Source organism: Kitasatospora sp. NPDC056446, assembly GCF_042796115.1.
In the GTDB taxonomy this organism is placed as follows: domain Bacteria; phylum Actinomycetota; class Actinomycetes; order Streptomycetales; family Streptomycetaceae; genus Kitasatospora.
The window spans coordinates 25,708-46,594 of the sequence record NZ_JBHTRF010000054.1 but is presented as its reverse complement, the minus strand read 5'-3'; the positions used below and the strand labels follow the sequence as shown (position 1 = coordinate 46,594).

General features: G+C 73.9%; 19 protein-coding genes. 5 read left to right on the top strand and 14 right to left on the bottom strand.

Going from position 1 to position 20,887, the window contains the following annotated elements:
- Nucleotides 1-23: 23 nt before the first annotated feature.
- From mycP to ACFQ6N_RS28115, 4 genes are all read right to left on the bottom strand, one after another.
- Complete coding sequence (gene mycP, locus ACFQ6N_RS28130; protein ID WP_380654696.1) at nt 24-1,235, bottom strand: type VII secretion-associated serine protease mycosin; 1,212 nt, start codon at nt 1,233-1,235, stop codon at nt 24-26.
- Between the two features lie 86 nt (nt 1,236-1,321).
- Nucleotides 1,322-2,758 (bottom strand): hypothetical protein, encoded by a 1,437-nt coding sequence (locus tag ACFQ6N_RS28125; RefSeq protein ID WP_380654693.1) that lies wholly within the window; start codon nt 2,756-2,758, stop codon nt 1,322-1,324.
- Nucleotides 2,759-2,795: 37 nt separating this feature from the next.
- The gene (locus tag ACFQ6N_RS28120; RefSeq protein ID WP_380654690.1) at nt 2,796-3,290 is read right to left on the bottom strand and encodes a hypothetical protein; all 495 of its coding nucleotides are present in this window, start codon (nt 3,288-3,290) and stop codon (nt 2,796-2,798) included.
- A 97-nt stretch (nt 3,291-3,387) separates the two neighbouring features.
- Nucleotides 3,388-4,089, bottom strand: a complete 702-nt coding sequence (locus tag ACFQ6N_RS28115) for an endonuclease V (RefSeq protein WP_380654687.1) — start codon at nt 4,087-4,089, stop codon at nt 3,388-3,390.
- 249 nt (nt 4,090-4,338) lie between these two features.
- Here ACFQ6N_RS28115 and ACFQ6N_RS28110 point away from each other — a divergent pair, with 249 nt between their 5' ends.
- A complete protein-coding gene (locus ACFQ6N_RS28110) occupies nt 4,339-4,635 on the top strand; it encodes a hypothetical protein (protein ID WP_380654684.1) in 297 nt (98 codons plus the stop codon).
- Between the two features lie 69 nt (nt 4,636-4,704).
- Here ACFQ6N_RS28110 and ACFQ6N_RS28105 read toward each other — a convergent pair whose 3' ends face one another.
- Both ACFQ6N_RS28105 and ACFQ6N_RS28100 read right to left on the bottom strand, forming a co-directional pair.
- Nucleotides 4,705-5,430, bottom strand: a complete 726-nt coding sequence (locus tag ACFQ6N_RS28105; protein ID WP_380654682.1) for an RDD family protein — start codon at nt 5,428-5,430, stop codon at nt 4,705-4,707.
- A 96-nt stretch (nt 5,431-5,526) separates the two neighbouring features.
- Nucleotides 5,527-7,164, bottom strand: a complete 1,638-nt coding sequence (locus ACFQ6N_RS28100) for an RDD family protein (protein ID WP_380654679.1) — start codon at nt 7,162-7,164, stop codon at nt 5,527-5,529.
- Between the two features lie 472 nt (nt 7,165-7,636).
- On the opposite strand from ACFQ6N_RS28100, the gene ACFQ6N_RS28095 reads away from it, so the two are divergent.
- Nucleotides 7,637-8,053 (top strand): SsgA family sporulation/cell division regulator, encoded by a 417-nt coding sequence (locus tag ACFQ6N_RS28095; RefSeq protein ID WP_380654676.1) that lies wholly within the window; start codon nt 7,637-7,639, stop codon nt 8,051-8,053.
- A 188-nt stretch (nt 8,054-8,241) separates the two neighbouring features.
- Here the strand turns inward: ACFQ6N_RS28095 and ACFQ6N_RS28090 are convergent, their stop codons facing one another.
- From ACFQ6N_RS28090 to ACFQ6N_RS28075, 4 genes are all read right to left on the bottom strand, one after another.
- Complete coding sequence (locus ACFQ6N_RS28090; protein WP_380654674.1) at nt 8,242-9,645, bottom strand: glycosyltransferase 87 family protein; 1,404 nt, start codon at nt 9,643-9,645, stop codon at nt 8,242-8,244.
- A gap of 208 nt (nt 9,646-9,853) precedes the next feature.
- Complete coding sequence (locus ACFQ6N_RS28085) at nt 9,854-11,440, bottom strand: cellulose binding domain-containing protein (protein ID WP_380654670.1); 1,587 nt, start codon at nt 11,438-11,440, stop codon at nt 9,854-9,856.
- Nucleotides 11,441-11,662: 222 nt separating this feature from the next.
- A complete protein-coding gene (locus ACFQ6N_RS28080; RefSeq protein WP_380654742.1) occupies nt 11,663-13,078 on the bottom strand; it encodes a sensor histidine kinase in 1,416 nt (471 codons plus the stop codon).
- A 17-nt stretch (nt 13,079-13,095) separates the two neighbouring features.
- The gene (locus ACFQ6N_RS28075; RefSeq protein WP_380654667.1) at nt 13,096-13,800 is read right to left on the bottom strand and encodes a response regulator transcription factor; all 705 of its coding nucleotides are present in this window, start codon (nt 13,798-13,800) and stop codon (nt 13,096-13,098) included.
- Between the two features lie 134 nt (nt 13,801-13,934).
- On the opposite strand from ACFQ6N_RS28075, the gene ACFQ6N_RS28070 reads away from it, so the two are divergent.
- On the top strand, nt 13,935-14,477 hold the full coding sequence (locus ACFQ6N_RS28070) for a hypothetical protein (protein WP_380654664.1): 543 nt from the start codon (nt 13,935-13,937) through the stop codon (nt 14,475-14,477).
- A 29-nt stretch (nt 14,478-14,506) separates the two neighbouring features.
- Here the strand turns inward: ACFQ6N_RS28070 and ACFQ6N_RS28065 are convergent, their stop codons facing one another.
- Nucleotides 14,507-15,067 carry a VOC family protein gene (locus ACFQ6N_RS28065; RefSeq protein WP_380654662.1) on the bottom strand — a complete coding sequence of 187 codons (561 nt, stop codon included), beginning with the start codon at nt 15,065-15,067 and terminating at the stop codon, nt 14,507-14,509.
- Nucleotides 15,068-15,430: 363 nt separating this feature from the next.
- Here ACFQ6N_RS28065 and ACFQ6N_RS28060 point away from each other — a divergent pair, with 363 nt between their 5' ends.
- Both ACFQ6N_RS28060 and ACFQ6N_RS28055 read left to right on the top strand, forming a co-directional pair.
- Nucleotides 15,431-15,892 carry an Lrp/AsnC family transcriptional regulator gene (locus tag ACFQ6N_RS28060; RefSeq protein ID WP_380654739.1) on the top strand — a complete coding sequence of 154 codons (462 nt, stop codon included), beginning with the start codon at nt 15,431-15,433 and terminating at the stop codon, nt 15,890-15,892.
- Nucleotides 15,893-16,044: 152 nt separating this feature from the next.
- A complete protein-coding gene (locus ACFQ6N_RS28055) occupies nt 16,045-16,812 on the top strand; it encodes a helix-turn-helix domain-containing protein (protein ID WP_380654659.1) in 768 nt (255 codons plus the stop codon).
- Between the two features lie 110 nt (nt 16,813-16,922).
- On the opposite strand, the gene ACFQ6N_RS28050 is transcribed toward ACFQ6N_RS28055, so the two are convergent.
- The 3 genes from ACFQ6N_RS28050 to ACFQ6N_RS28040 all read right to left on the bottom strand — a co-directional run bounded on the left by ACFQ6N_RS28050 (nt 16,923) and on the right by ACFQ6N_RS28040 (nt 20,655).
- Nucleotides 16,923-17,729 carry a S16 family serine protease gene (locus ACFQ6N_RS28050; RefSeq protein WP_380654657.1) on the bottom strand — a complete coding sequence of 269 codons (807 nt, stop codon included), beginning with the start codon at nt 17,727-17,729 and terminating at the stop codon, nt 16,923-16,925.
- Nucleotides 17,730-17,788: 59 nt separating this feature from the next.
- Nucleotides 17,789-18,439, bottom strand: coding sequence for an IclR family transcriptional regulator (locus tag ACFQ6N_RS28045; protein ID WP_380654655.1), 651 nt, complete (start codon nt 18,437-18,439; stop codon nt 17,789-17,791).
- Nucleotides 18,440-18,822: 383 nt separating this feature from the next.
- Nucleotides 18,823-20,655, bottom strand: a complete 1,833-nt coding sequence (locus ACFQ6N_RS28040; RefSeq protein ID WP_380654736.1) for a DEAD/DEAH box helicase — start codon at nt 20,653-20,655, stop codon at nt 18,823-18,825.
- Nucleotides 20,656-20,887: the final 232 nt, after the last annotated feature.

The window sequence follows — 20,887 nt, the reverse complement described above, 5'->3', positions numbered from 1 at the left end:
CAGCCCCGCCGGCACCGGCCGCTCTACGCCTCCCCCGCCACCCGCCTCCGCCGCCGGGCCTGGAACACGGCGACCACCGACAGCCCCAGGACCAGCGCGCCGACCGCCACCGCTCCGATCACCAGCCCGGTGTTGTCACCGCCCCCGCCCGCCTCGGGAACCACGGGCGCCACGGACGACGGATCCGCCTCGTCAGTCGGATCATCGGACGGCGGCGTACCCCGCGACTCGGGCCGCTTCACCAACGGGTTCTCCCGAGGCCCGTTGTCCACGGCCGGATCGGCTTCCAGAGCCTTCGCGGGCGCAACGAGCCCGTACCCGTAGTGATTGTTGGGTACCACCGTCCCGTTGGCCGGAGGGGTGGCCGACTTGATCATCCGATTGATGACCTGCCCGGCGGACAGGTCGGGGTACTTGGAGCGAATGAGCGCGGCAGTGGCGGAGACATAGGCGGTGGAGTCGGAGGTCCCGTTCGCCGCCACATAGCCCGTCGGCGACTTCGCCGAGGCATGGTAGACCCCCACACCGGGCGCGATCAGCGTGGTCTCGGAACCCGAGGTGGATTCCTCCCACACGACACCCTTGGAGTCCGCCGCCCCCACGGCCACCACTCCTGGGAACGCGGCCGGATACCCGACACCGTCGTTCGAACCGTCGTTGCCCGTGCCCGCGACCAGCACGACGTCCTTCGACACCGCGTACGCGATGGCCTTGCGCGTCTGCGAGTCGAATCGAGAAACCCCTGAGAGGGAGATGTTGACGACCTTCGCGCTGTTGTCCGCCGCGAATCGGATCGCCGCCGCCAGGTCGTTCTGCTCCGGAATGGGGCCGCCCTCGCTCGTCCGCACCTTTACCGGAAGGATCTTCGCCTTCGGGGCCAGACCCATCACCCCGGCCTGCGAACCGTGCCCGTGTCCCGCGATCAGGCTCGCCATGCCGGTGCCGTGGCCGTCAGTATCGATACGACCATCGGACTGAGTACCGGAGAAATCAGCCCCCGGAAGAACCTGCCCGGTCAGATCCTGATGCTCCGAGTTCACCCCGGTGTCGACCACCGCGACGACGACGCCTTCGCCCTGGCTGACCGGCCAGACCTTGGTCTCGGCGTCGAAGGTCTTCAACGCCCATTGCTGGTCCCTGATCTGATCGGCCGACGCCGCCGGTGCGGCGACGCTCCAGACCAGTGCCCCGACGGCCAGCGCCGCCGTACCACGCGCCAAGCGACGGCTCGCCAAACCCGGTCACCCCATTCAATGAGGCATCCCGCAGATCACCGACCTGCGGGATGCGATCAGATCACCCGTCCGTCCACGGACCGGCTTCATTCCACCACGTTGGGATTGGCCGGCTTGTCCGACGCCCAGGTCTCCTCGTCCTCGACGAGGTAGTCCGGCCTCTTGCCCTGCTTCTCCCGGTCCTTCCTACGCCCTTGCGCCCCGCTCAAGGGGACTCCCGGCGCCATGCCGTTCGCGCCCGCCGCACCCGGCTCGCCCCTGAGCCGGTTCCGCCCTCCCAGGCCGGACCCGCCTTCGGTGAACGCCTGCTTGCCCCTCGATCCGGCTTCGGGCGACGGCGCCGGCCGGACGGAGCCACCGGGCCGTGCCGAGGACCCGCCCGCTTCCCTGCCGCCGGACACGCCACGACCCCCGGCTCCGATGCCGGGACCGGCCTCACCGCCACCACCGGTGCTGCCCGCCCGACCCCCTCGTGGGCCCGCACCTTCCACCGGCGCCTCACCACTGCCTCCGACCCCGGCCCTGCCCTGGCCGAGTCCCGGCAGGCCCGACGGATTCTGCGCGGTCGGCCCCGACGGGCCGGCGGCGCTCTGCCCGCCCCCACCCGCGATCGGCCCGTTCGCGGGGCCTGTGGCCGGTACGCCGCCCACTCCGGAGGTCTGCGTCCCGGAGGTAGGCGGGCTCGGCACGCTGCCGCTCGGACGGGACACCGGAGTACCGGAGATGCCCGCATCGGAACCGGACCCCGTCGTGTTCGACGGCCTCGGCGGAGCCTGCGCCACTCCGCCCTGGATACCGGATTCGGTAGGAGCAGCCGGCCTCTTCGGCAGGGATCCGACCACCGTAGAAGGCTGGGAGGACCTGGACCGCGGCTGTGTGGCGCCAGTTGTCGGCCCAGCCGACCTTCCCCCTGCGCCGAGCGAGGTTCCCGACATCACCGCCGCTGCCATCGCCGCCGCACTGCCCGGGTCGTCCTGCGATCCCGAGTCAACGGGCTTGTCGACCTTCCCCTTCTCGGACAGAGACGGAGCCTTCAGTGTCGGGGTGGCGATGCGGTAGTGCATGGCGAGGGTCTGCATGATGGCGGCGGCTTCGGCCTTCTTGCGGTCGGCGATGGGGATGTGGTCGTCGTCGCCGTCGCCGAAGACGGCGGAGACGCCGTCGCCGACGGTGTCCTTGACCTTGTCCCAGTTGCCGGGTTCCTCGGGCATCTCGCGCTTGGCCTTGGCCATGGCTTCGGAGACGTTGTGGAGGGTGTTGGCCGCGTCGTTGGCGTAGGCGGCGGCGTTGTTGATGCTTGCGGCGAGGGTGAGCATGCGGGTGTGGAAGGCGTCGCTGGTGGTGCCTTCCCAGCTGGTGGCGGCTTCGGTGCTGGCTTTGGTGAGGGTGAGGCGGATCTGTTTGAGGGTGTCGGCGGCGTTGCGCCAGGGGTCGCCGGCGGCCATCACCGCGCCGGGGTCGAGGGCTTGCGCCATCGTGCGGAGCTGGGCGTGGCTGTATTTGGTGAAGTCGGTGTAGACCACGGGCGGTTCGCCTCCGTTCGGTGCGGGCGGGCGGCGGTCAGAGGGTGGCGTTGCCGCGCTTGGAGGGGGTGAGGTTCTGTGCGGCCGCGGTCCTGCTGGTCTCGGAGGGGCGTTCGACGGACCAGCCGTCGTCGCCGAGTTTGAGTTTGCGGGCGGTGCGCTGGTCCTGCTCCTCGTAGTTGGTGGCGGTGAGGTCGGCCTTCTGCTGGGCGTCGTTCACGGCTTCCTGGAGCTGGTTGAGGACGTCGCGCAGCGCGTCCCGCATGGTGCTGTAGCGGCCGTGGATCTCGGTGGCCTCGGCGAAGGTGCCGAAGGCGTTCTTGCCGACGCCGCTGCGTCCGTGGGCGGCGTTTCCGTCGGCGTGTTTCTGGAAATCGGCGAGCAGGAGCCTGACTTGGCCGGCGAAGCTGCGGAGTTGTTCGACTTCGACGCGGTAGCCCTGTCCGGTTCCGCCGGTGGAGCCGGTGCCCGCGCCGGTGCCGGTACTGGTGCCGGACGTGGTGTTGCCGCCTTTGCCCGTGCCGGATCCCATGTCGGCGCCTCCCCCGTGCGTCCGTTCCTGGCGGTCGGGGCCGGACCCCGGTGTGTCATGTCTAACACACCGGGTCCGAATCCCGCCCGGGGCTTGGTCAGTTCGCGGGCGTCCGGCTGTTGAGGGCTTCGGCGAGGGCGCGTCGGCAGAGGGAGTCGGCGTGCCGGGTGGTCTCGGGGAGGCGGTAGCGGGGGGCGAGGTCGAGGGTGGTGCGGACGGCGGTGTCGAGGGTGGTGCGGTGGCCGATGGAGACGAAGACGGGTTTGACGCCGGGCCGGGTGCGGACGGCGCGGCCGACTTCTTCGCCGGTGGCGGGGTCGGTGAGCGGGGTCCAGGAGCCTCGGGGCGCGTCGGGTTGGTGGTGGTCGAAGGTGAAGGGGGTCTTGGCGACGCCGATGGTGCGCAGTCCGGTGAGGACGCCGAGGTGGCTGGCGAGGCCGAGGCGGCGGGGGTGGGCGAGGCCGTAGCCGTCGCAGACGACGGTGTCGGGGGTGCGGGTGAGGGCGGCCAAGGCGTCGAGGACGGCCGGGAGTTCGCGGAAGGCGAGGAGTCCGGGGACGTAGGGGAAGGCGATCCGGCCGACGGCGGTGGCTTGTTCGACGGTCTCCAGGGTGTCGCGGTCGAGGAGGACGGCCGCGGCGGCGACGAGGTCGTGGTCGTCGTCGTAGGCGACGTCCACGCCGGCGATGAGGCGTACGGGGGTCTCGGTGTCGTCGTCGGTCCGGACGAGCGGGCGCAGCCGCTGCTGTTCGGCGAGTGCCTGGGCCTCGGTGGTGGGCCAGTCGGCGGGAATGGGCACGGTCGGTTCCCCCGGTGTGCGTGACGGTGTGTGGGACGGCAGGTGGATCGGCGTTTGGGACAGCGGGTGGTGCCAGGTTCCGGTTCACCGTACAGACCGGGGCGGACGACCCCGTGGTGAGCCTGTGCGCCCCCTGTGCCCCCGGGGCGGAGGACTAGCCTGGAGGTATCGAACTCCCGTGCCGGGTAGGACTCCTGGTATCGGCTCCACCCCCGCCCGTTTCCCCCCGACGTGCGAAGGACCCCCGTCATGCCGCGTCCGTCCGCTGCCCAGGCCTGCCTCGGCTCGTTCACCGTCGTCGCCACCACGGTGGCACTGCTGGCCGTCTCGGGCGCTTCGGGCGTCCTGGCGATCGCGGTGCTGGTGGTGTTCGCGCTGGCGCTCGGCACCGTGGTGACGGTGCTCTCGCTGTCCGTCTCGACCGCGGCGAAGGCCGCCGCGACGACGGCCACAGCCACGGCGACGGCCACGACCACCACGGCCACGGCCACCACGGCGGGCGAGGACCTCCCGGCCCCCGGACGCGCGTACGCCCGGCAGCGCTGATCGGCTGCCGGGCGCGGACCGGACAGGCCCGGGCGGGGGCGCGTTCCGCGCCGTCGACCGGGCCTCCGTTCACACCTCCGTGGTGACCACCACGGTCTTCGCGGCCTTGTCGTGGACGCACTGCCGGTACGGCTTGTCGAAGACGCCGAAGAGCCCGTCGATGAGCCACCAGAGCACCGCGCAGCAGAGCACCGCGGGGAGGACGAAGACCGCGGCGCGGGTCCAGGCGGCGGACTGGGTGGGCGTGTTCCCGTCGCTGAGCATGGCGACGCGGATCTTCATCGCCTTCTTGCCGAGGGTCTGGCCGTCCCGGCTGAGCATCAGGGCCTCGTAGATGAGGTAGATGGCGCAGCCGAGCCAGAACGCTTCTGCGGAGCCGTTGCGTTCGCTGAGGTCGACGAAGGGCGCGACCACGATCACGCCGACGGCCTGCACCAGGAGGTAGTCGATCAGTCGGGCGAGGATCCGCTTGGGCCAGGTGCCGATCGGCGGCATGCCGGGGACGGGTCCGGCGCCGGGGGCCCCGTACGCGCCGGGGCCGTAGCCGGCGCCCTGGCCGGGCGGGGGCTGGTCGTACGGGTTCCGGCCGTACGGGTCCTGACTGTACGGGTCCTGGCCGTAGGTGCCCTGGTACGCGCCGGGGCCGCCGGTCTCACCGCCGGACGGGCCGTTGGACGGGGTCGGGCCCGACGGCTCGCCTTCCGGCGTGCTGCCGCCCGGCTGCGGGGACTGCTTGTCGAAGGAGGGCTTGCCGCCCCCCTCCGGCTGGGGGCCTGAGGGGTCGTGGGTGCTCATGCCCCGAGTAGAACATCACACATTCTCAAGCTTTGGGATATTTTGCCCGTTTTGCTGGCGCGGCCATGGAAAGCGGCGGGCCCGGGGACGGCCGGATCAGCCGCGCACCACCCGGGTGCGGGCCGCGCGGTCCTGCCAGCCGCGCCTGGCCGGGCGGTCGAGCACCGGCCAGATCAGACCGAGCAGCAGCACCGCGCCCAGTTGCCGGACGGCCCACCGGAGCAGCGAGCGGCCGAGGCTCAGCCTGGTCCGGGCCGCGGCGGGTGCGGCGTCCGGTGCGGCGGCGTCCACGACCCGGATCCGGGCCAGCCGCTTGCCGAAGGTCTGCCCGGTACGGGCGATCGGCAGCACCTCGTAGAGCAGGCTGACGAACAGCAGGATGCCGATCAGTACGGCGAGCTTGCCCAGGACCACGTCGTCCACCAGCCAGACCTGGACCTGGCGGCGGGTGAGGGCGCTGGTCATCCGGGCCTGGGCGAGTTTCTGCTGGAGGTGGTCGGACACCGAGCGGCCGAGCGGGATCCCGGCGGCGACGGCGACCACCAGCAGGACGGCGGTGTCCACCGCCCGGGCCGCCAGTCGGCGCCCCAGCCCGGCGGGCACGGCGGCGGGCGCGGCGGAGGGGCGGCGACGGACGGCGGTGTGCCGGGCCGACCGCACGGCGGGCAGCGGCGTGGCGGGTACGGCCGCCACGGCTACGGGCGCGGCCGGCCCCGCCGAGGCCCCCGACACGACCGGGCCCACCTCGCCGGGGGCCGACTCCACCTCCGCCTCCACCGGCTCCGCCGCCTCCGCGTCGGCCTTCCCGACCGCCGCCGGCAGCGCGATCACGGGCACGGCGCCCGAGGCCTCGACCGACGGCGCCGGAGCCTCCCGGGCGACCGCCTCCCGGACGACTACAGCCCTGGCGGGCGCGGCGGCGGCCGGTTCCACGGCAACCGGAGCGCACTCCGGCTCCGCACGCCCCTCCTCCGCTTCGGACGCCTCCGGAAGCACCCCCCAGGAGACCCAACGCGGTGCGTCACCGGTGTCCATCAGGCCCCGCTGCGCCCGCGGATCGACCTGCCACCCGGACTCCCCGGGTGCTTCGTCGGACAGCCCTCCGAGTCCTGCTCCCCCGAGCACCGACCCTCCGATCACCGCTCCCCCGACGGCCGGCTCGTCGACGACGGCCGCCGGAGCCGCGACCCCCACCGCCGGCCCGACCGTCCGGAACACCGGACCGCCGATCACCTCCGCCACCCGCGGCCCGAGCACGAAGGACGCCCCGCCCGAGGTCTGGTCGAAGTACACCGGGCCGGTGTCACCCCCGCCCGCAGGCCCCGCAGGCCGCTCGACCTCCGGCACCGACGCCTGCACCTGAACCGGCGCCGACGCCTGAGCCGATGCCTGGCCCCGAACCGGCACCGCCCCTGCGGCCGACGGCACCCCGGTCGACGGCACCCCGGCGGCCGGAACCACCGGCGGCCGCACCGCCCGGGCCGATGGCCTGCCCGCCCCACCCGCCCCACCCGGCCCGCCCGAACCACCCGCCCCGCCGGGCGCGGCCCGCCGCGTCGCGTACCGGGGCGGCACCAGTACCTCGCCCTCGGCGGGTGCCGGTCGGCTGGTGCCCGGCACCCAGGCCGCGCCGCCCCAGTACCGGACGAAGCCGGGGATGGAGGGGTCGGGGTAGTAGCCCGGTTCGGGTGCGACGGCCGGGTCGTCGCCGTCGGCGAAGGGGCGGTCCGTCATGGGGGTCTTCTTTCCTGGCAGGTCCTACGGGGGCGGGGAAGGACGAGGAAGCGCGGTGGGAGGGGCAGCGGGGGACCGTGCGGGCCGCCGGCGGGGCCGTGACAGCCGCTGTGACGCTTCCGCCCGCGCGCACGACCCGGCGCGTATCCGGCGCTCGGCGCATGTGGGGGCACCACCGGTGGGCGGACAGTCGCCGGACAGTCACAAAGGGTAGTGCCTCACCGGGGTCGCGACGGAAATCTCGTCAATCCCCGGACAGCGGAGGGCTGCGCGCGATAAGGAGCCAGGCGCGCGATAAGGGAGCCAGGCGCGCGCCAAGCATTCGCACGCCGCGCAACCGCCCGTTCACCACCCCTCACCGAACTTCCCGAAGAAATCCCGGAAACGTGTGTAAGAGCCGGTGCGGACCGCCCTCTCAAAGGTCACAGGGCCCGGAACCGGGCCCGACCCGAAGGCAGAGAGGAAGACGATCATGGAGCGCCCCGTCAGCGTCGTCGAGCACGAACTGGAGCTCAACCTGGTGCTCTCGCCGGAGCACAGCGTCCCCGTCCCGGCGCGGCTGTCGTACGGCAGCCACGACCCGTACGCGGTCTACATCACCTTCCACCTGGACACCGGCTCCCCGGTGACCTGGGTATTCGCCCGCGAGCTGCTGGTCGAGGGCACCTTCCGCCCGTGCGGCCAGGGCGACGTGCGGATCTGGCCGACCCGTTCGGGCCGGCGCAGCGTGCTCTGCCTGGCGCTGAGCTCGCCCGCCGGGGACGCGCTGCTGGAGGCGCCGCTGCCCGTCGTCGCGGCGTGGCTGGAGCGGGCGCACCGGCTGGTCCCGCCGGGCAGCGAGCTCGCCGCGCTGGACATGGACGGCTCGCTCGCCGAGCTGCTCGCCTAGGCGTGCGCCGCAGCGTGCACCGGCACGGCCCCGGGCCGGAACACCGGCAGGAGCACCGACCGGCACACCGGCAGACACCCCGGCAGACACCCGGACAGGCACGGACGCAGGGAAGCGAACAGGAAAGCGGACACGAAAGCGACCAGGACCGGGAAGCGCGAGGAAGCGCGAGCGGCGCCCCCGCCGGCTCAGCGGGCCGCGGGGGCCTGCTGACGACCGCGGGCGGCGTCCGGGCCGCCGTCGCCGTCCCGCTGTCCGGGGAGCCGGACCAGCGGTGCCCCGGCGGAACGGCGCCGCGCCCTTATCCGGATCGCGGCGGCGAGCAGGAAGCACAGCCCGACCCACGGGTAGACCGAGGTCGGCAGCTGGCGCCACGGTGACATGTGGAGGACGGCCGGGCCGAGCGGCTTCGCCGCCCACATCGCGAAGGAGAGGAAGGCCACCAGGGTGGCCCAGAAGACGGCCCGCCAGCGCAGTCGGCGGACACCGGCCGGGCGGGCGTGCTCGACGGAGGCCTCGGCGGCGAGCAGGACGAGCATCGGCACGCACCAGACCCAGTGGTGGGTCCAGCTGATCGGCGAGATCAGCACGGCGGTGACGGCCGCGCAGCAGACTCCCCAGGCCTCGGCCCGGGGCAGCCAGCGGCCGCTGCGGGCGGCCCAGGCGGCGACGGCGAGGCCGGCCAGCGCGACCAGGCCGGCCGCGAGGGTGGCGACGGTGCCGGGGTCGGCGGCGTGCACCAGGCGGGCGACGGCGCCGCGCAGCGACTGGTTGTCGACGATCTCGGTCTTGCCGACCCGGGAGGAGTCGTAGAGGTACTTGGTCCAGAAGCCCCAGGTGGCGTCGGGCAGGACGAGGGCGCCGAGCAGGAAGGTGCCGAGGAAGGTGAAGCCGGCCACGAAGGCGGCCCGGATCCGGCCGGTGACCAGCAGGTAGACGGCGAACAGGCCGGGGGTGAGCTTGATGCCGGCGGCGATGCCGATGGCGATGCCCTTGCTGCGGCGTTCATCCGGACGGGTGAGGTCCCAGAGGATCAGGCAGGCGAGCGCGAGGTTGATCTGGCCGTAGCGGAGCGTGGTGAAGACGGGCTCCAGCCAGACCCCGAGGCCGGTCACCAGGATCACGCCGATCGGCCGCAGCTCGCGGCGCGGCCAGCCGGCCAGCTTGAAGGACAGGTGGGTCAGCAGGGCGAGCAGCCCGAGGTTGCCGAGAGTGATCGCCACCCGGAGGAAGGGGACCGGGAACCAGGTGGTCGGGACGAACAGCATCGCCGCGAACGGGGGGTAGGTCGCGGGCAGGTTCCACTCGGTGACGCGCAGCCCGTACAGGTCGGTGCCGTTGGCGACGGCGGCGCCCTCGGCCCGGTAGACGATCATGTCGACCATCGAGGTGTTCACGAAGTGGCGCACCACCGCGTACACGACCAGGGAGAACAGCGCCAGCGCCGAGGCGGCCAGCAGCGGGCGGCGGGGAGCCTCCCGCAGGGCCCGGACGGGAGCGCCGAGTGCCCGGCGGAGCCGGTCCGACAGGGGGGCGGGCGCGGGGTCGGGTGCGGTCCGCACCGGGCTGCGCTCGTCTTGCACCGCTGTCACTGTCCACTCCGTCCACCGCTCGGCCAACCAGCGACGATACCGGATGCCACCCGAACGGGCCCGGACACGATCGACTACACAGCGTCACAAACGTGCTCTGACCGGCCACGCGGTGCCCGCCCATCCGAAGTGGACGGGACGGACAGCGCGCGGCCGGCCGGAGCGGGACGGGGGGAGCATCAAGGGCCCGGCTCCCGGGCAGCCGGCCTCAGCCGGTGTACGCCCCCAGCGCCCGGGTGAAGTCCAGCGGCTGCTGGACGATGCTGCTGCAGGTCGCGTCGGCACTGCCCTTGGCCCCGCCGTCGCAGGCCTTGTCCCGGGTGCCGGACCACATGGCGAGCCAGGCGAGGTGCTTGGCGGTCGCGAAGTCGGCGAGCTGCTTGGCGTCGGCCACCGTGAAGACCTCGCTGGCCACGTCGTTGACGCCGATCATCGGGGTGACCGCGACCCTGCGCCAGGCGGCCGCGTCGTCGAGCCCCAGCACGCTCTTGACCTGGGCCTGGGTGGCGGTGGCCGCGGCGATCGCGTACTTGCCCATCTGGCCCTGCGGGTTGGGGGCGACGCCGTCGCCGAAGTCCATCGCCATGATGTTGACGGCGCCGATCGCGACGCCTTCGGCCTTGGCGCCGGAGACCAGGTTGACGCCCTCCTGGGTCAGGCCGGAGGGCAGCGCGGGCAGGGTGAAGGAGATGTCGAGGGCCTTGCCCTTGGCCGCCGCGTTCTTCTGCAGCTGGGCGACGGCCTGGGCGCGCCGGGTGTTGGCGGCGGCGTCGGCGATCGCGCCGCCCTCGACGTCGAAGTCCAGCTTGGTCGCGCCGTACGTGTCCACGACCTTCTGGTACGCGGCGGTGAGGTCGGCGGTGGATCCGCAGACGAGCGCGAGCTCGCTGCCGTTGGCGCCGCCGAAGGAGATCCGGACGTCGCCGCCGGCCGCCCGCAGCGCGCCGATCTGAGCGGCCACCGCGTCGGCGGACAGGTCGCTGACGCCGCCCCACTTGGGCACGCAGCCGCCGCCGGACACCACGAAGGCGAGGGTGAAGTTCTTCACTCCGCTCGCCTTGGCGGTGGCGACCAGGTCGTACGGCGGGTAGAGCGAGGTGTCCACGTAGGGGGCGAAACCGCCCCCGGCGCCGGCCGGTGGAACGGGCACACCGGTCGCCGTGGGGGTGGCGGTCGGGGTGCCGGTCGGCGCCGGGGTGGTCGGCTTCGCCGTGGGGGTGGCGGTGGGGGTGGGGCTGGGCCGGTCGGTGGCGGTCGCACTGGCGGTCGGTACGGGGGTGGCGCTCGCCGTCGGGGAGGCGGTGCCGGTCGGACGCCCCGAGGGGGTGGGCGCGGTCCCGTCACCGGCCTTGCAGGAGGCGTTGTTGATCAGGCAGTTGGCGGGCTCGGCCTGGGCCCCGCCCGCGCCCTGGGCGACGAAGCCGACCACCACGCTCCTGCCGGGCTCCAGCCGCTTGCTCCAGGCCTCCGGCTTGACCGTGATGTGCTGCCCCGCCGCGGTGAAGGTGGCGTTCCAGAGCGAGTCGATCTTCGCCCCGGCCGGGAGGTCGAAGCTGAGCGTCCAGTCCTCGATCGGGCTGCTGTCCGGGTTGGTGACCAGGTACTGGCCGGTGTAGCCGGCGTCCCAGCTGCTGGTCCGGCTGTAGACGGCCCCGAGCGAGGCGGCGCTGGCGGAGGAGGCGAGGACGACCGTCCCGCCCGCGACCAGGACGGCGGCGACCGCGGCGGCGGCGGTGATCGCGCCCTTGCGGCTGCGCCTGCGGTGGCCGGAGCGGCGGGTGGGCTGGGTGGTCATGGCGCGTTACCTCCGCGGGTGCCTTCGGTCGGCCGCCGTCCGGGCACGGGGTGCCTGCGGACCTCCGGGCGGCCGGCCCGGCTCGGTCGGATGACCGGCGCGACCGACGCTAGCGGCGTCCGGGGCCCGAACCGGCGGGCTGAGAGAGGGGTAGAACTCCCTTAGGCCGCAGTTAAGGAAGACCCCGGCGAACGCCCCCTGCGACACCCCCGCCGGCCCCCGTCACCGCTGGAAGAGCGCTCCCCGGCTCCGCCGCCGGCCGGCCCGCGCGGGCGCCGCCTGCTCCGGGCGGGTGTACATCCTCAGCCGGGTCTCGGCGCCGCCGAGCACGGCGGAGCGGCCGAGGGCGAGGTCGCCGCCGGTGGACTCGGCGAGCTTGCGGACGATGTCCAGGCCCAGGCCGGTCGAGCCTTCGCCGCCGTGCCCCTCGCCGCGCTTGAGGGCGGCCTCCGGGTCGCTGTACCCGGGTCCGCCGTCGCCGACCAGCACGATGACCGAGGAGTCGGTGGCCAGGACGTCCACCGAGAAGGCGGTGCCGACGGCGGTGTGCCGGAAGACGTTGCCGAGCAGCGCGTCGACGGCGGCCGCCAGGTCTCCGCGCTGGACGGGGACCGGTGCCGCCCGTTCGGCGCCGGCCAGTTGCCAGCGGCGTCCTTCGTCCTCGGCCAGGGCGGACCAGAACGCGACCCGCTCGCGGATCACCTCGGCGGCGTCGCAGCCGACCGTGACGGCGGGCGCGTCCTCGGGGGCGCGGCGGGCCGAGCGGATGATCTGGTCGACCTCGCGTTCGAGTTGGGCGACGGCGTGCCGGGTGGCGTCGGCCGCGTCGCCGTCGCCGAGGGAGGCGGCGTTGAGCCGCAGCACGGTCAGCGGGGTGCGCAGCCGGTGGGACAGGTCGGCGGCCAGTTCCCTTTCGGCGGCGAGGAGTTGGACCACCCGGTCGGCCATGGTGTTGAACGCGTGGCCGGCCTCGCGGAGTTCTTCGGGGCTGCCGTCGACCTGCTTCCCCTCGACCGGGACGCGGACGGCGAGGTTGCCGGCGCCGAGCGAGCGGGCGGCGCCGGCGAGCCGGCGGGCGGAGGCGACGATCCGGTTCCCCATCCGGTCGGCGACCAGCACGGAGATGGCGACCAGCCCGAGGGCGACGGCGGAGAGCACCTGCCAGGCGGTGAGGACGCCCCGGGTGAGGTCGCTCTCGGCCACGAACACCTCGACCACGGCGGTCCGCCCGGTGTCGACGGCGACCGGCTGGAGCAGCGCGTAGCCGCCGGGCACCTGCACGGTGAAGGAGCGGCCCTGCTCGCCGGCCGTGGCGACGTCGGCGGCGTCGGCCCGTCCGTCGCCGAGGGTCGGCCCGCCGGGGCCGCCCCTTCCGGGGGTGTCGGACTGCGCGGCGGCGGGCAGGTGGACCGCCATCCGTCCCTGGCCGCCCGCGTCGGTGCTGGCCAGGGCGCGGTCGACGGCGTCCTTGTCGGTGGTGATCGCGAGGGCCGGCCCGAGCGCCGCGGCCTGTCGTTCGGCGGCGGTGAACGCCCGGTCCCGCGCGGTCTGCTGGACCATCAGGCCGAGCGGGATGAGGAAGGCCAGCGCGACCATGGTGGTCCCGGCCACGGCCGCCTTGATCAGGGCCCAGCGCAGCGAGCGCCCGAACCTCCTCATGTCCGGTGCCCCGCCAGGCCCCCGGCGGCTTCCAGGCGGACCCCGACGCCCCGGACGGTGTGCAGGTAGTGGGGGTTGGAGGCGGTCTCGCCGAGCTTGCGGCGCAGCCAGGAGAGGTGGACGTCGATGGTCTGGTCGCCGCCGTAGGTCTGCTGCCAGACCTCGGCGAGGATCTCCTTGCGCGGCACCACCACGCCGGGCCGGGCGGCCAGGAAGGCCAGCAGGTCGAACTCACGGCGGGTCAGGTCGAGCGGCCTGCCGTCGAGGGAGGCCTCGCGCCGCTGGAGGTCGATGGCCAGTCCGCCGACCCGCAGCACCTGGGCGACGGGGGCGGCGCCGCTGCCGAGCCGGCGCAGGACGGCGGCCATCCGGGCACTGAGGTGCTCCCCGGAGAAAGGTTTCACCAGGTAGTCGTCGGCACCGTCGTTGAGCAGCCGGACGATCTCGGCCTCGTCGTCCCGGGCGGTGGAGATGATCACCGGCACATCGGTCAGGCCCCGGATCATCTTGAGCGCCTCGCTGCCGTCCAGATCGGGCAGGCCGAGGTCGAGGATCACCAGGTCGCAGCCGACCTGGGCGACCTCCCGAAGCGCCTCCAGCGCGGTGCCCACGCTGCGGACCGCGTGACCGGTATCGGTCAGGTGGCGGATGAGGGCGGAACGTACGAAGGGGTCGTCCTCGACCACGAGCACTGTTGCCATGGGCCTGCACGGTACGCCATCGGTGGGCAGTGGTCTGTACCTCGGGGGCCGGTCCGGACATTGTGCAACTGCCCTGAGGAATACCGGGGGTGCCGGTCTCGGGCAGGACGGAAATACGGCAGGATGTGCGAACGATGCGGAACGGACTGGTACAGCTCGGTGCCTGGGCGGCGGCCACCGGGGCGGCGGTGGCGCTGTCCTGGCTCGGCGTGCACGCCGTGCTGACCGGCGCCGCGTTCGAGCGCCCCACGGCGCTGCCGCTGCCCTCCCCGAAGGCCGACGGCACGCCGACCTCCCCGGCCGCCGTCACCGAGCAGCCGCGCACAGCCGCGCAGTCCGCCTCGCCGACCCAGCCGACCTCCCCGGCCGCCACCACGGCGCACGGCCCGGCGGCCGCCGCGACCGTCCCGCCGCCCACCCGGCGGCCGGTGCCCTCGGCCACCCAGACAGCCACGTCCACGGTGAAGAGCTACCCGATCCCGGGCGGCCGGGTCGCGCTGGACCTGAAGCCCGACCACGCCTCGCTGGTCTCCGCCACCCCGGACCCGGGCTGGCAGATGCAGGTGTGGAACGGCGTCCAGTGGATGCGGATCGACTTCACCAAGGACGACCAGGCCAACTCGGTCTTCGTCTACTGGAACGGGCACCCCCCGATCGTCGAGACAGCCGTCCGCTAGCCGCTCCGACAAGGCCGGCCGGCCCTCCGTCAGAACCCGGGGTGCGGGGCGTACCCCGGCAGGTACGGCCCCGCGTAGCCGGCCCGGTCGACCAGCGTGTGCCTGCTGCCGCCGGGCACCACGATGGTGGCCAGCACCGCCGAGCCGTACGCGTCCCGGGTCTCGTGCGGCTCGACCAGGGACAGCGCGCCCCGGTCGACGGCGTAGTCGTAGGCGTAGTAGACGTCCGGCACGCTGACCGCGACGTCCAGCACCCCGTCCCCGGACCGGTCCCGGCGGTCGGCCGGCCCCCGGCCACCCCAGCCGCCCCGACCGCCCGGGCCGGTCGGCCGCACCGGCGAGGTGAGCACGATCCGCGTCCCCGGCGCGGCGAGCACGTAGGAGACGGTCTCCGGCACACCGGTCTCCGGCCCCGCGTAGGCGGTACAGCGCAGCCCGAGCGCGGCACAGTAGCGGCGGGCCGCCCGCTCGGCGTCGGCGACCGCGAAGACCACCGCGTCGGCGCGGCCCACCGGCAGCGGACCGGGGTCACCCGGGTCCGGGGCGGGTCCTGCCCCGAGCAGGACGGCTTCGGCGGCGGTGTCGGTCATGACGGCCCTCCCGGTAGGCGTACGGACCAATGCTGGCTGCCCCGGCGCCGGGGTGGGGGACCCTGAGCACGGGGGTGTGGCTGGAGGGTGGCGCCGAGCCGACCCGCGCGCAACTGTTCCGTTTCCTCCTGGTCAAGCTGTGCCTCGGGGCGGAAGAATCGGCCGCACCGCTGTACAGAATGCCCACCGGAGGACGGTGCCGTGATGCCCCCCGCCCACTCCCCGAGCTCCCCCGGCTCACCCGACCCCGCCTCACCCGGCACCGCCCTGCCCGGCCACACCGCACCCGGCCACGCCGCCTCGCCCGGCCACACCGCCGCGCAGGGCGCGTCCGCCACCCCGGCGGGCAGCACCAACGACACCATCGACACCCTGGACGGCCGGCTGATCCGGCTGCTCGCCGAGGAGCCCCGGATCGGGGTGCTGGAGTGCTCGCGCAGGCTCCAGGTCGCCCGGGGCACCGTCCAGGCCCGGCTGGACCGGCTCCAGGCCAAGGGGGTGATCGGCGGCTTCGGCCCGGAGGTGGACCCGGCGGCGATCGGCTACCCGGTGACGGCCTTCGCGACCCTGGAGATCTCCCAGGGCCAGGGCGCCGACGTGCGGGCGCACGTGGCGGGCGTGCCGGAGGTGCTGGAGTTGCACACCATCACCGGGATCGGGGACATGATGGTGCGGATCGTGGCGCGCTCCAACGCCGACCTGCAACGGGTGATCGACCGGGTGGTGGGCTTCGACGGCATCGTCCGCTCGTCCACCGCGATCGTGCTGGAGAACCCGGTCCCGTACCGGATCCTGCCGCTGGTGGACCAGGCCGCCGCCGAGTAGGACGGTCCGCCCGGCAGGACGCGCCGATTCGGCATAGGCATGAGGCCCCGTCAGCCCCAAGATTTATGCATGGACGTTTTGGAATTCCTCGTACCGCCCTCCGGCCCCCTGATACCCGTGCCGTCGGCGCCCTCCCCCGGGGTGACCCCCGCATGACCACCGCCGCGGCCGACGGCACCGCCCCCACCCTCATCACCTCCGCCCAGCGCGCCCTGCGCCTGCTGGAGGCGGTCGCCCGCTACCCCCAGGGCGCCACCGCCAAGCAGCTCGCCCGGGACACCGGCCTCGCCCTGGGCACCGCCTACCACCTGCTGCGCACCCTGGTGCACGACCGCTACCTGGAGCGCCGCAGCGGCCACTACCTGACCGGCCCCGCGGTCGCCGCGCTGGCCCGGGAGGACGGCCCGAGCGCGGGCCGGGCCCGGCTGGAGTCCCTGCTGGGCACGCTCGCCGAGGAGCTCTCCGCCGCCGTCTACTTCACCTGGTACCGGGACGGCGAGGTCGAACTGGTCGGCGCCGCCGAGGCTCCCGGGGCACCACTGGTCGACCGGCACCTGTTCCGGGCCGGCGCGCACGCCCACGCGGCCGGGAAGACGCTGCTGGCCCTGATGACCGCCGAGGAGCGCCGGTCCCACCTGGCCCGCTACCCGATGGTGCCGTTCACCCCGTACACCCTGCGGGACCCCGCCCACCTGCCGCTGCTGCCGCGCCAGGGCCCCCGGCTCGCGACCCCGATCAGCCAGTTCCAGGAGTACGCGGTCGGTACGGCGGGCGCGGCGGTGCCGATCGTCGCGGGCACCGGATTCGGCGCGGTCTCGGTCTCCCTGCCGATGGCCCAGGCCCACCGCCTGGCCGGGATCGCCGCCCGGCTGCGGACCCGGCTGGGGGACGACTTCGCCGCGGTGGCCTTCGGGATCTGACCGGGTCCGCCGGCCCGCACGGCCCGGCACGGCACGGGCCCGGCGCGCACGGCACGGCCAAGGCCCGGCCCGCACGGCCCGTACGGCACGGCCGGACCGGCCCCACCCGGTCAGCAGGAGGGAACGCTGCCGCCGCTCTTGATCGCTTGGAGCGCCGAGACCGCCTCGCCGAGCGTGCCGACCGGCACCAGCCGCAGCGTCCGGGGCGTGTTCACCTTGGCGTCCGTGCACTCGTCCCTGGGCAGCAGGAACACCGTCGCGCCGTCCCGGGCGGCCGCCTGCGTCTTCAGCGGGACGCCGCCCACCGGGCCGACGGTGCCGTCCTTCTCGATGGTGCCGGTGCCCGCGATGACGAGCCCGCCGGTGAGGTCGCCGCCCTTGCCGTCGCCGGCCAGCTTGTCGACGATGCCCAGTGCCAGCATCTGGCCGGCGCTCGGGCCGCCGACGTCGCCCAGGTCGACCTTGACCTTCACCTGGTCCGGCGACAGGTGGAGGTAGCCCAGCGCGGCCGCGGTGGCGCTGTCCTGCGACTCGGCCATCTGCTGGGCGGTGACCTCCTCGGCCTTGGCCGGGTTGCCCTGCGGGTAGACGGTGTCGGTCGGGCGCACCGCCTCCTTGGGGTCGAACCAGGCCTGCATCGACCGCAGGAAGGTGTTGCGCTGGTCCGGGTTGGTCGCCGTGATGGTGACCATCCGCAGCTGGCCCTCGGTGGTGCGCAGCGGTGCCCCGGTGATGGTGAGCACCGGCTTGTCCTGGTACGTCCCCAGGGTGTCCGCGGTCAGGCCCGGCCAGGTGATGGTGTACGGCAGCGGGACGAAGGCGGCCACTCCGAACAGCGCGGTGACCAGCACCCCGCACAGCGCGAGCGCGCGGGTCCGCGGGGAGGTGAGGGCCTTGGGGAGCTTGGTGTCGGACACAAGGGGAATCCAAACACACCCGGCACCCCCGTGTGCCGCGCCCGCCCGCCCGCCGGGCGCTACCTCAGCGCGTCGGCCACCTCGGTCGCCGCCTCCATCACCCGGGGGCCGACCCGCTCGGGCACCATGCCGTTCAGCATCACCACGCCGACGCTGCCCTCGATACCGCTCAGACCGAGCAGCGCGGCGGCCGCGCCGCACGCCCCGGACTGCTCCTCCGCGCGGGTGATGACGAAGCCCTGCTCGGGCCGGCGCTGGCTGGGGAAGGCGCGCGCCTCCAGGATCGCCCGGCCGGCCGCGCTCTCGCCGAGCGGGTGGCGCAGGCCGGTCCGGTAGGCGACGTGGAAGTCGGTCCAGCTGGGCTCGACCACGGCGACGGCCAGCGCCTCGTTGCCGTCCACCAGGGTCAGGTGGGCGGTGGCGCCGAGGTCCTCGGCGAGGCTGCGCAGGGCGGGCAGCGCGGCCTCGCGCAGCAGCGGGTGCACCCGGTGGGCGAGCCGCAGCACGCCGAGGCCGACCCGGGCGCGGCCGCCGATGTCCCGGCGGACCAGGCCGTGCTGCTCCAGGGTGGCCAGCAGCCGGTAGACGACGGTGCGGTTGACGGCCAGCCGGGCGGCCAGCTCGGTGACGGTGAGCCCCCGTTCCGAGTCGGCGAGCAGCTTGAGGACCCGGACTCCGCGGTCCAGGGTCTGGGAGGTCTCGGCAGTCACGACGGGCAATCCTTTCCGCGGCGCGCGCGGGGCGGGCGGCGCCGGACCAAGGTCGGTGTCGCGCGCAGGTGGGGGTGGCCGCGCTGGGGCCGCGCGCGGCGTCCTCCTTGACGCCGGTACGGTCCTGCGGCGCCGTCCCGCGGGGGTTGCCCGGCGGTAGAGCGTGGGGGAAAGGTAGTGAAGGAAATGTCGCGGCGGAAGTGGTTGTCCAAAATTCGGGCGTGATCGACTTCAACAGCGCCGCGAATTCCGGACAAACCCCCCTGTTTCCCCGGGCCCGCCGGGACACGGGTTCGACTCCGGTCCGAAGTCCGGACACACCGGGGCCCGGACCCCTCCGGGCCGTCAGGCGGCCGGCGGTCCGCCGGCCGGCCGCCGGACCGTTACTTCGCCCACTCCCGGATCCGCGCGATCCGCGCGTGCAGCTGGTTGGCGGTGGCCTGCGCGGTGAGCGGCCCGCCGCACTGGCGGCGCAGCTCGTTGTGGATGGTGCCGTGCGGCTGGCTGGTGCGGTGGTGCCAGGCGGCCACCAGCGCGTTCAGCTCCTTGCGCAGTTCGCGGAGCTCCTGGTGGGTGACGACCGGCCGCTGCTCGGCCGGCAGCTCCAGCAGGTCGGCCTCCTCGGCGGGCTTGGTCTTGCTGCGCTGGATCTGCCGGTGCTGGCGCTTCTGCAGCAGCATCTGCACCTGGTCCGGCTCCAGCAGGCCCGGGATGCCGAGGTAGTCCTCCTCCTCCTCGCTCCCCGGGTGGGCCTGCATGCCGAACTCCATGGCGTTGTACAGCACCCGGTCGAAGACCGCGTCGGAGCCGATCGCCTCGTAGGAGAACTCGTCGCCGCCGGCGCCGTCCGGCCCGTCGTTGGCCCGCTCGGCCTCGGCGAGCAGCCGGTCCTCCTCGTCGAAGAGGCCCTCGCCCTCCTTCTTCGGCCGGTCGAGGACGTGGTCGCGCTGGAGTTCCATCTCGTTGGCGAAGCCCAGCAGCATCGGGATGGTCGGCAGGAAGACGGAGGCCGTCTCGCCGCGCTTGCGGGCGCGCACGAAGCGGCCGACGGCCTGGGCGAAGAACAGCGGGGTGGAGATCGAGGTCGCGTACACCCCGACGGACAGCCGGGGCACGTCGACGCCTTCGGACACCATGCGGACGGCGACCATCCAGCGGGAGGTCCCGGCGGAGAAGTCGGAGATCCGCTGGGACGCCTCGGTCTCGTCGGAAAGGACCAGGGTGACCTTCTCGCCGCTGATCTCGCGGAGGATCTTGGCGTACGCGCGGGCCACGGTCTGGTCGGTGGCGATCACCAGGCCGCCGGCGTCCGGGATGGCCTTGCGGACCTCGGTGAGGCGGCGGTCGGCGGCCTGCAGCACGCTCGGGATCCACTCGCCCTGCGGGGCCAGCGCGGTGCGCCAGGCCTGGGCGATCAGGTCCTTGGTCATCGGCTCGCCGAGCCGGGCCTCCAGCTCGTCGCCGGACTTGGTGCGCCAGCGCATGTTGCCGCTGTAGCTGAGGAAGATCACCGGGCGGACGACGTGGTCGGCGAGCGCGTGCCCGTAGCCGTAGGTGTAGTCGGCGACGGACTTGCGGATGCCGTCGCTGCCCGCGTCGTACGCCACGAACGGGATCGGGTTGGTGTCCGAACGGAACGGCGTCCCGGTCAGCGCCAGTCGGCGGGTGGCGGGCTCGAAGGCCTCGAAGCAGGCCTCGCCCCAGGACTTGGAGTCACCGGCGTGGTGGATCTCGTCCATGATCACGAGGGTCTTGCGGGCCTCGGTCCGGTTGCGGTGCAGCATCGGGTTGACCCCGACGCCCGCGTAGGTGACCACGATGCCGTGGTAGTCCCGGGAGAGCGGCCCGGACGAGTAGGCCGGGTCCAGCCGGATGCCTATCCGGGCGGCGGCCTCGGCCCACTGCTTCTTCAGGTGCTCGGTCGGCGCGACCACGGTCACCTGCTGCACCAGGTGGTTGTGCAGCAGGTACGAGGCCAGGGTGAGCGCGAAGGTGGTCTTCCCCGCGCCCGGGGTGGCGACCGCGAGGAAGTCGCGCGGCTGCGTCTCGATGTACTTGTCCAGCGCGCCCTGCTGCCAGGCCCGCAGCTTGCCCGCGGTGCCCCAGGGGGCGCGGCCGGGGAAGGCCGGGGACAGGTGGTGCGAACCGGCGGACGCGGCATGGCCGACGGTTCGGCCGGGGGGCTGGCTCTCCGGTGCGTCGGAGAACAGCGGCATCGAGGAGGCGGCGGCAGTACTCACGGTCTCCGAGGGGGGATCATCGCAGGTCAGAGGCGGTTTTGCGGCCTCGCCCCGCGGTCGGGCGGCGATCGGACAACCCGCCCAGCCTACCGGTTGGGCGCCGATCGGGCCTCCAGGCGAGGCTCCGCGCCCGGCCCGCACGGCCGGAAACCGATGTGATCCGGATCACATTCGATCGCGGTCGAAACCCGGTAATCACCGGGGCCGC

What these genes read in the sequence shown, in the direction of transcription:
- ACFQ6N_RS28055 (WP_380654659.1), top strand. Translation starts at nt 16,045, where the DNA reads ATGACCACCGCCGCGGCCGACGGCACCGCCCCCACCCTCATCACCTCC.
- ACFQ6N_RS28075 (WP_380654667.1), bottom strand. Translation starts at nt 13,800, where the DNA reads ATGGCAACAGTGCTCGTGGTCGAGGACGACCCCTTCGTACGTTCCGCC.
- ACFQ6N_RS28095 (WP_380654676.1), top strand. Translation starts at nt 7,637, where the DNA reads ATGGAGCGCCCCGTCAGCGTCGTCGAGCACGAACTGGAGCTCAACCTG.
- ACFQ6N_RS28100 (WP_380654679.1), bottom strand. Translation starts at nt 7,164, where the DNA reads ATGACGGACCGCCCCTTCGCCGACGGCGACGACCCGGCCGTCGCACCC.
- ACFQ6N_RS28065 (WP_380654662.1), bottom strand. Translation starts at nt 15,067, where the DNA reads ATGACCGACACCGCCGCCGAAGCCGTCCTGCTCGGGGCAGGACCCGCC.
- ACFQ6N_RS28120 (WP_380654690.1), bottom strand. Translation starts at nt 3,290, where the DNA reads ATGGGATCCGGCACGGGCAAAGGCGGCAACACCACGTCCGGCACCAGT.
- ACFQ6N_RS28105 (WP_380654682.1), bottom strand. Translation starts at nt 5,430, where the DNA reads ATGAGCACCCACGACCCCTCAGGCCCCCAGCCGGAGGGGGGCGGCAAG.
- ACFQ6N_RS28085 (WP_380654670.1), bottom strand. Translation starts at nt 11,440, where the DNA reads ATGACCACCCAGCCCACCCGCCGCTCCGGCCACCGCAGGCGCAGCCGC.
- ACFQ6N_RS28110 (WP_380654684.1), top strand. Translation starts at nt 4,339, where the DNA reads ATGCCGCGTCCGTCCGCTGCCCAGGCCTGCCTCGGCTCGTTCACCGTC.
- ACFQ6N_RS28040 (WP_380654736.1), bottom strand. Translation starts at nt 20,655, where the DNA reads ATGCCGCTGTTCTCCGACGCACCGGAGAGCCAGCCCCCCGGCCGAACC.
- ACFQ6N_RS28070 (WP_380654664.1), top strand. Translation starts at nt 13,935, where the DNA reads ATGCGGAACGGACTGGTACAGCTCGGTGCCTGGGCGGCGGCCACCGGG.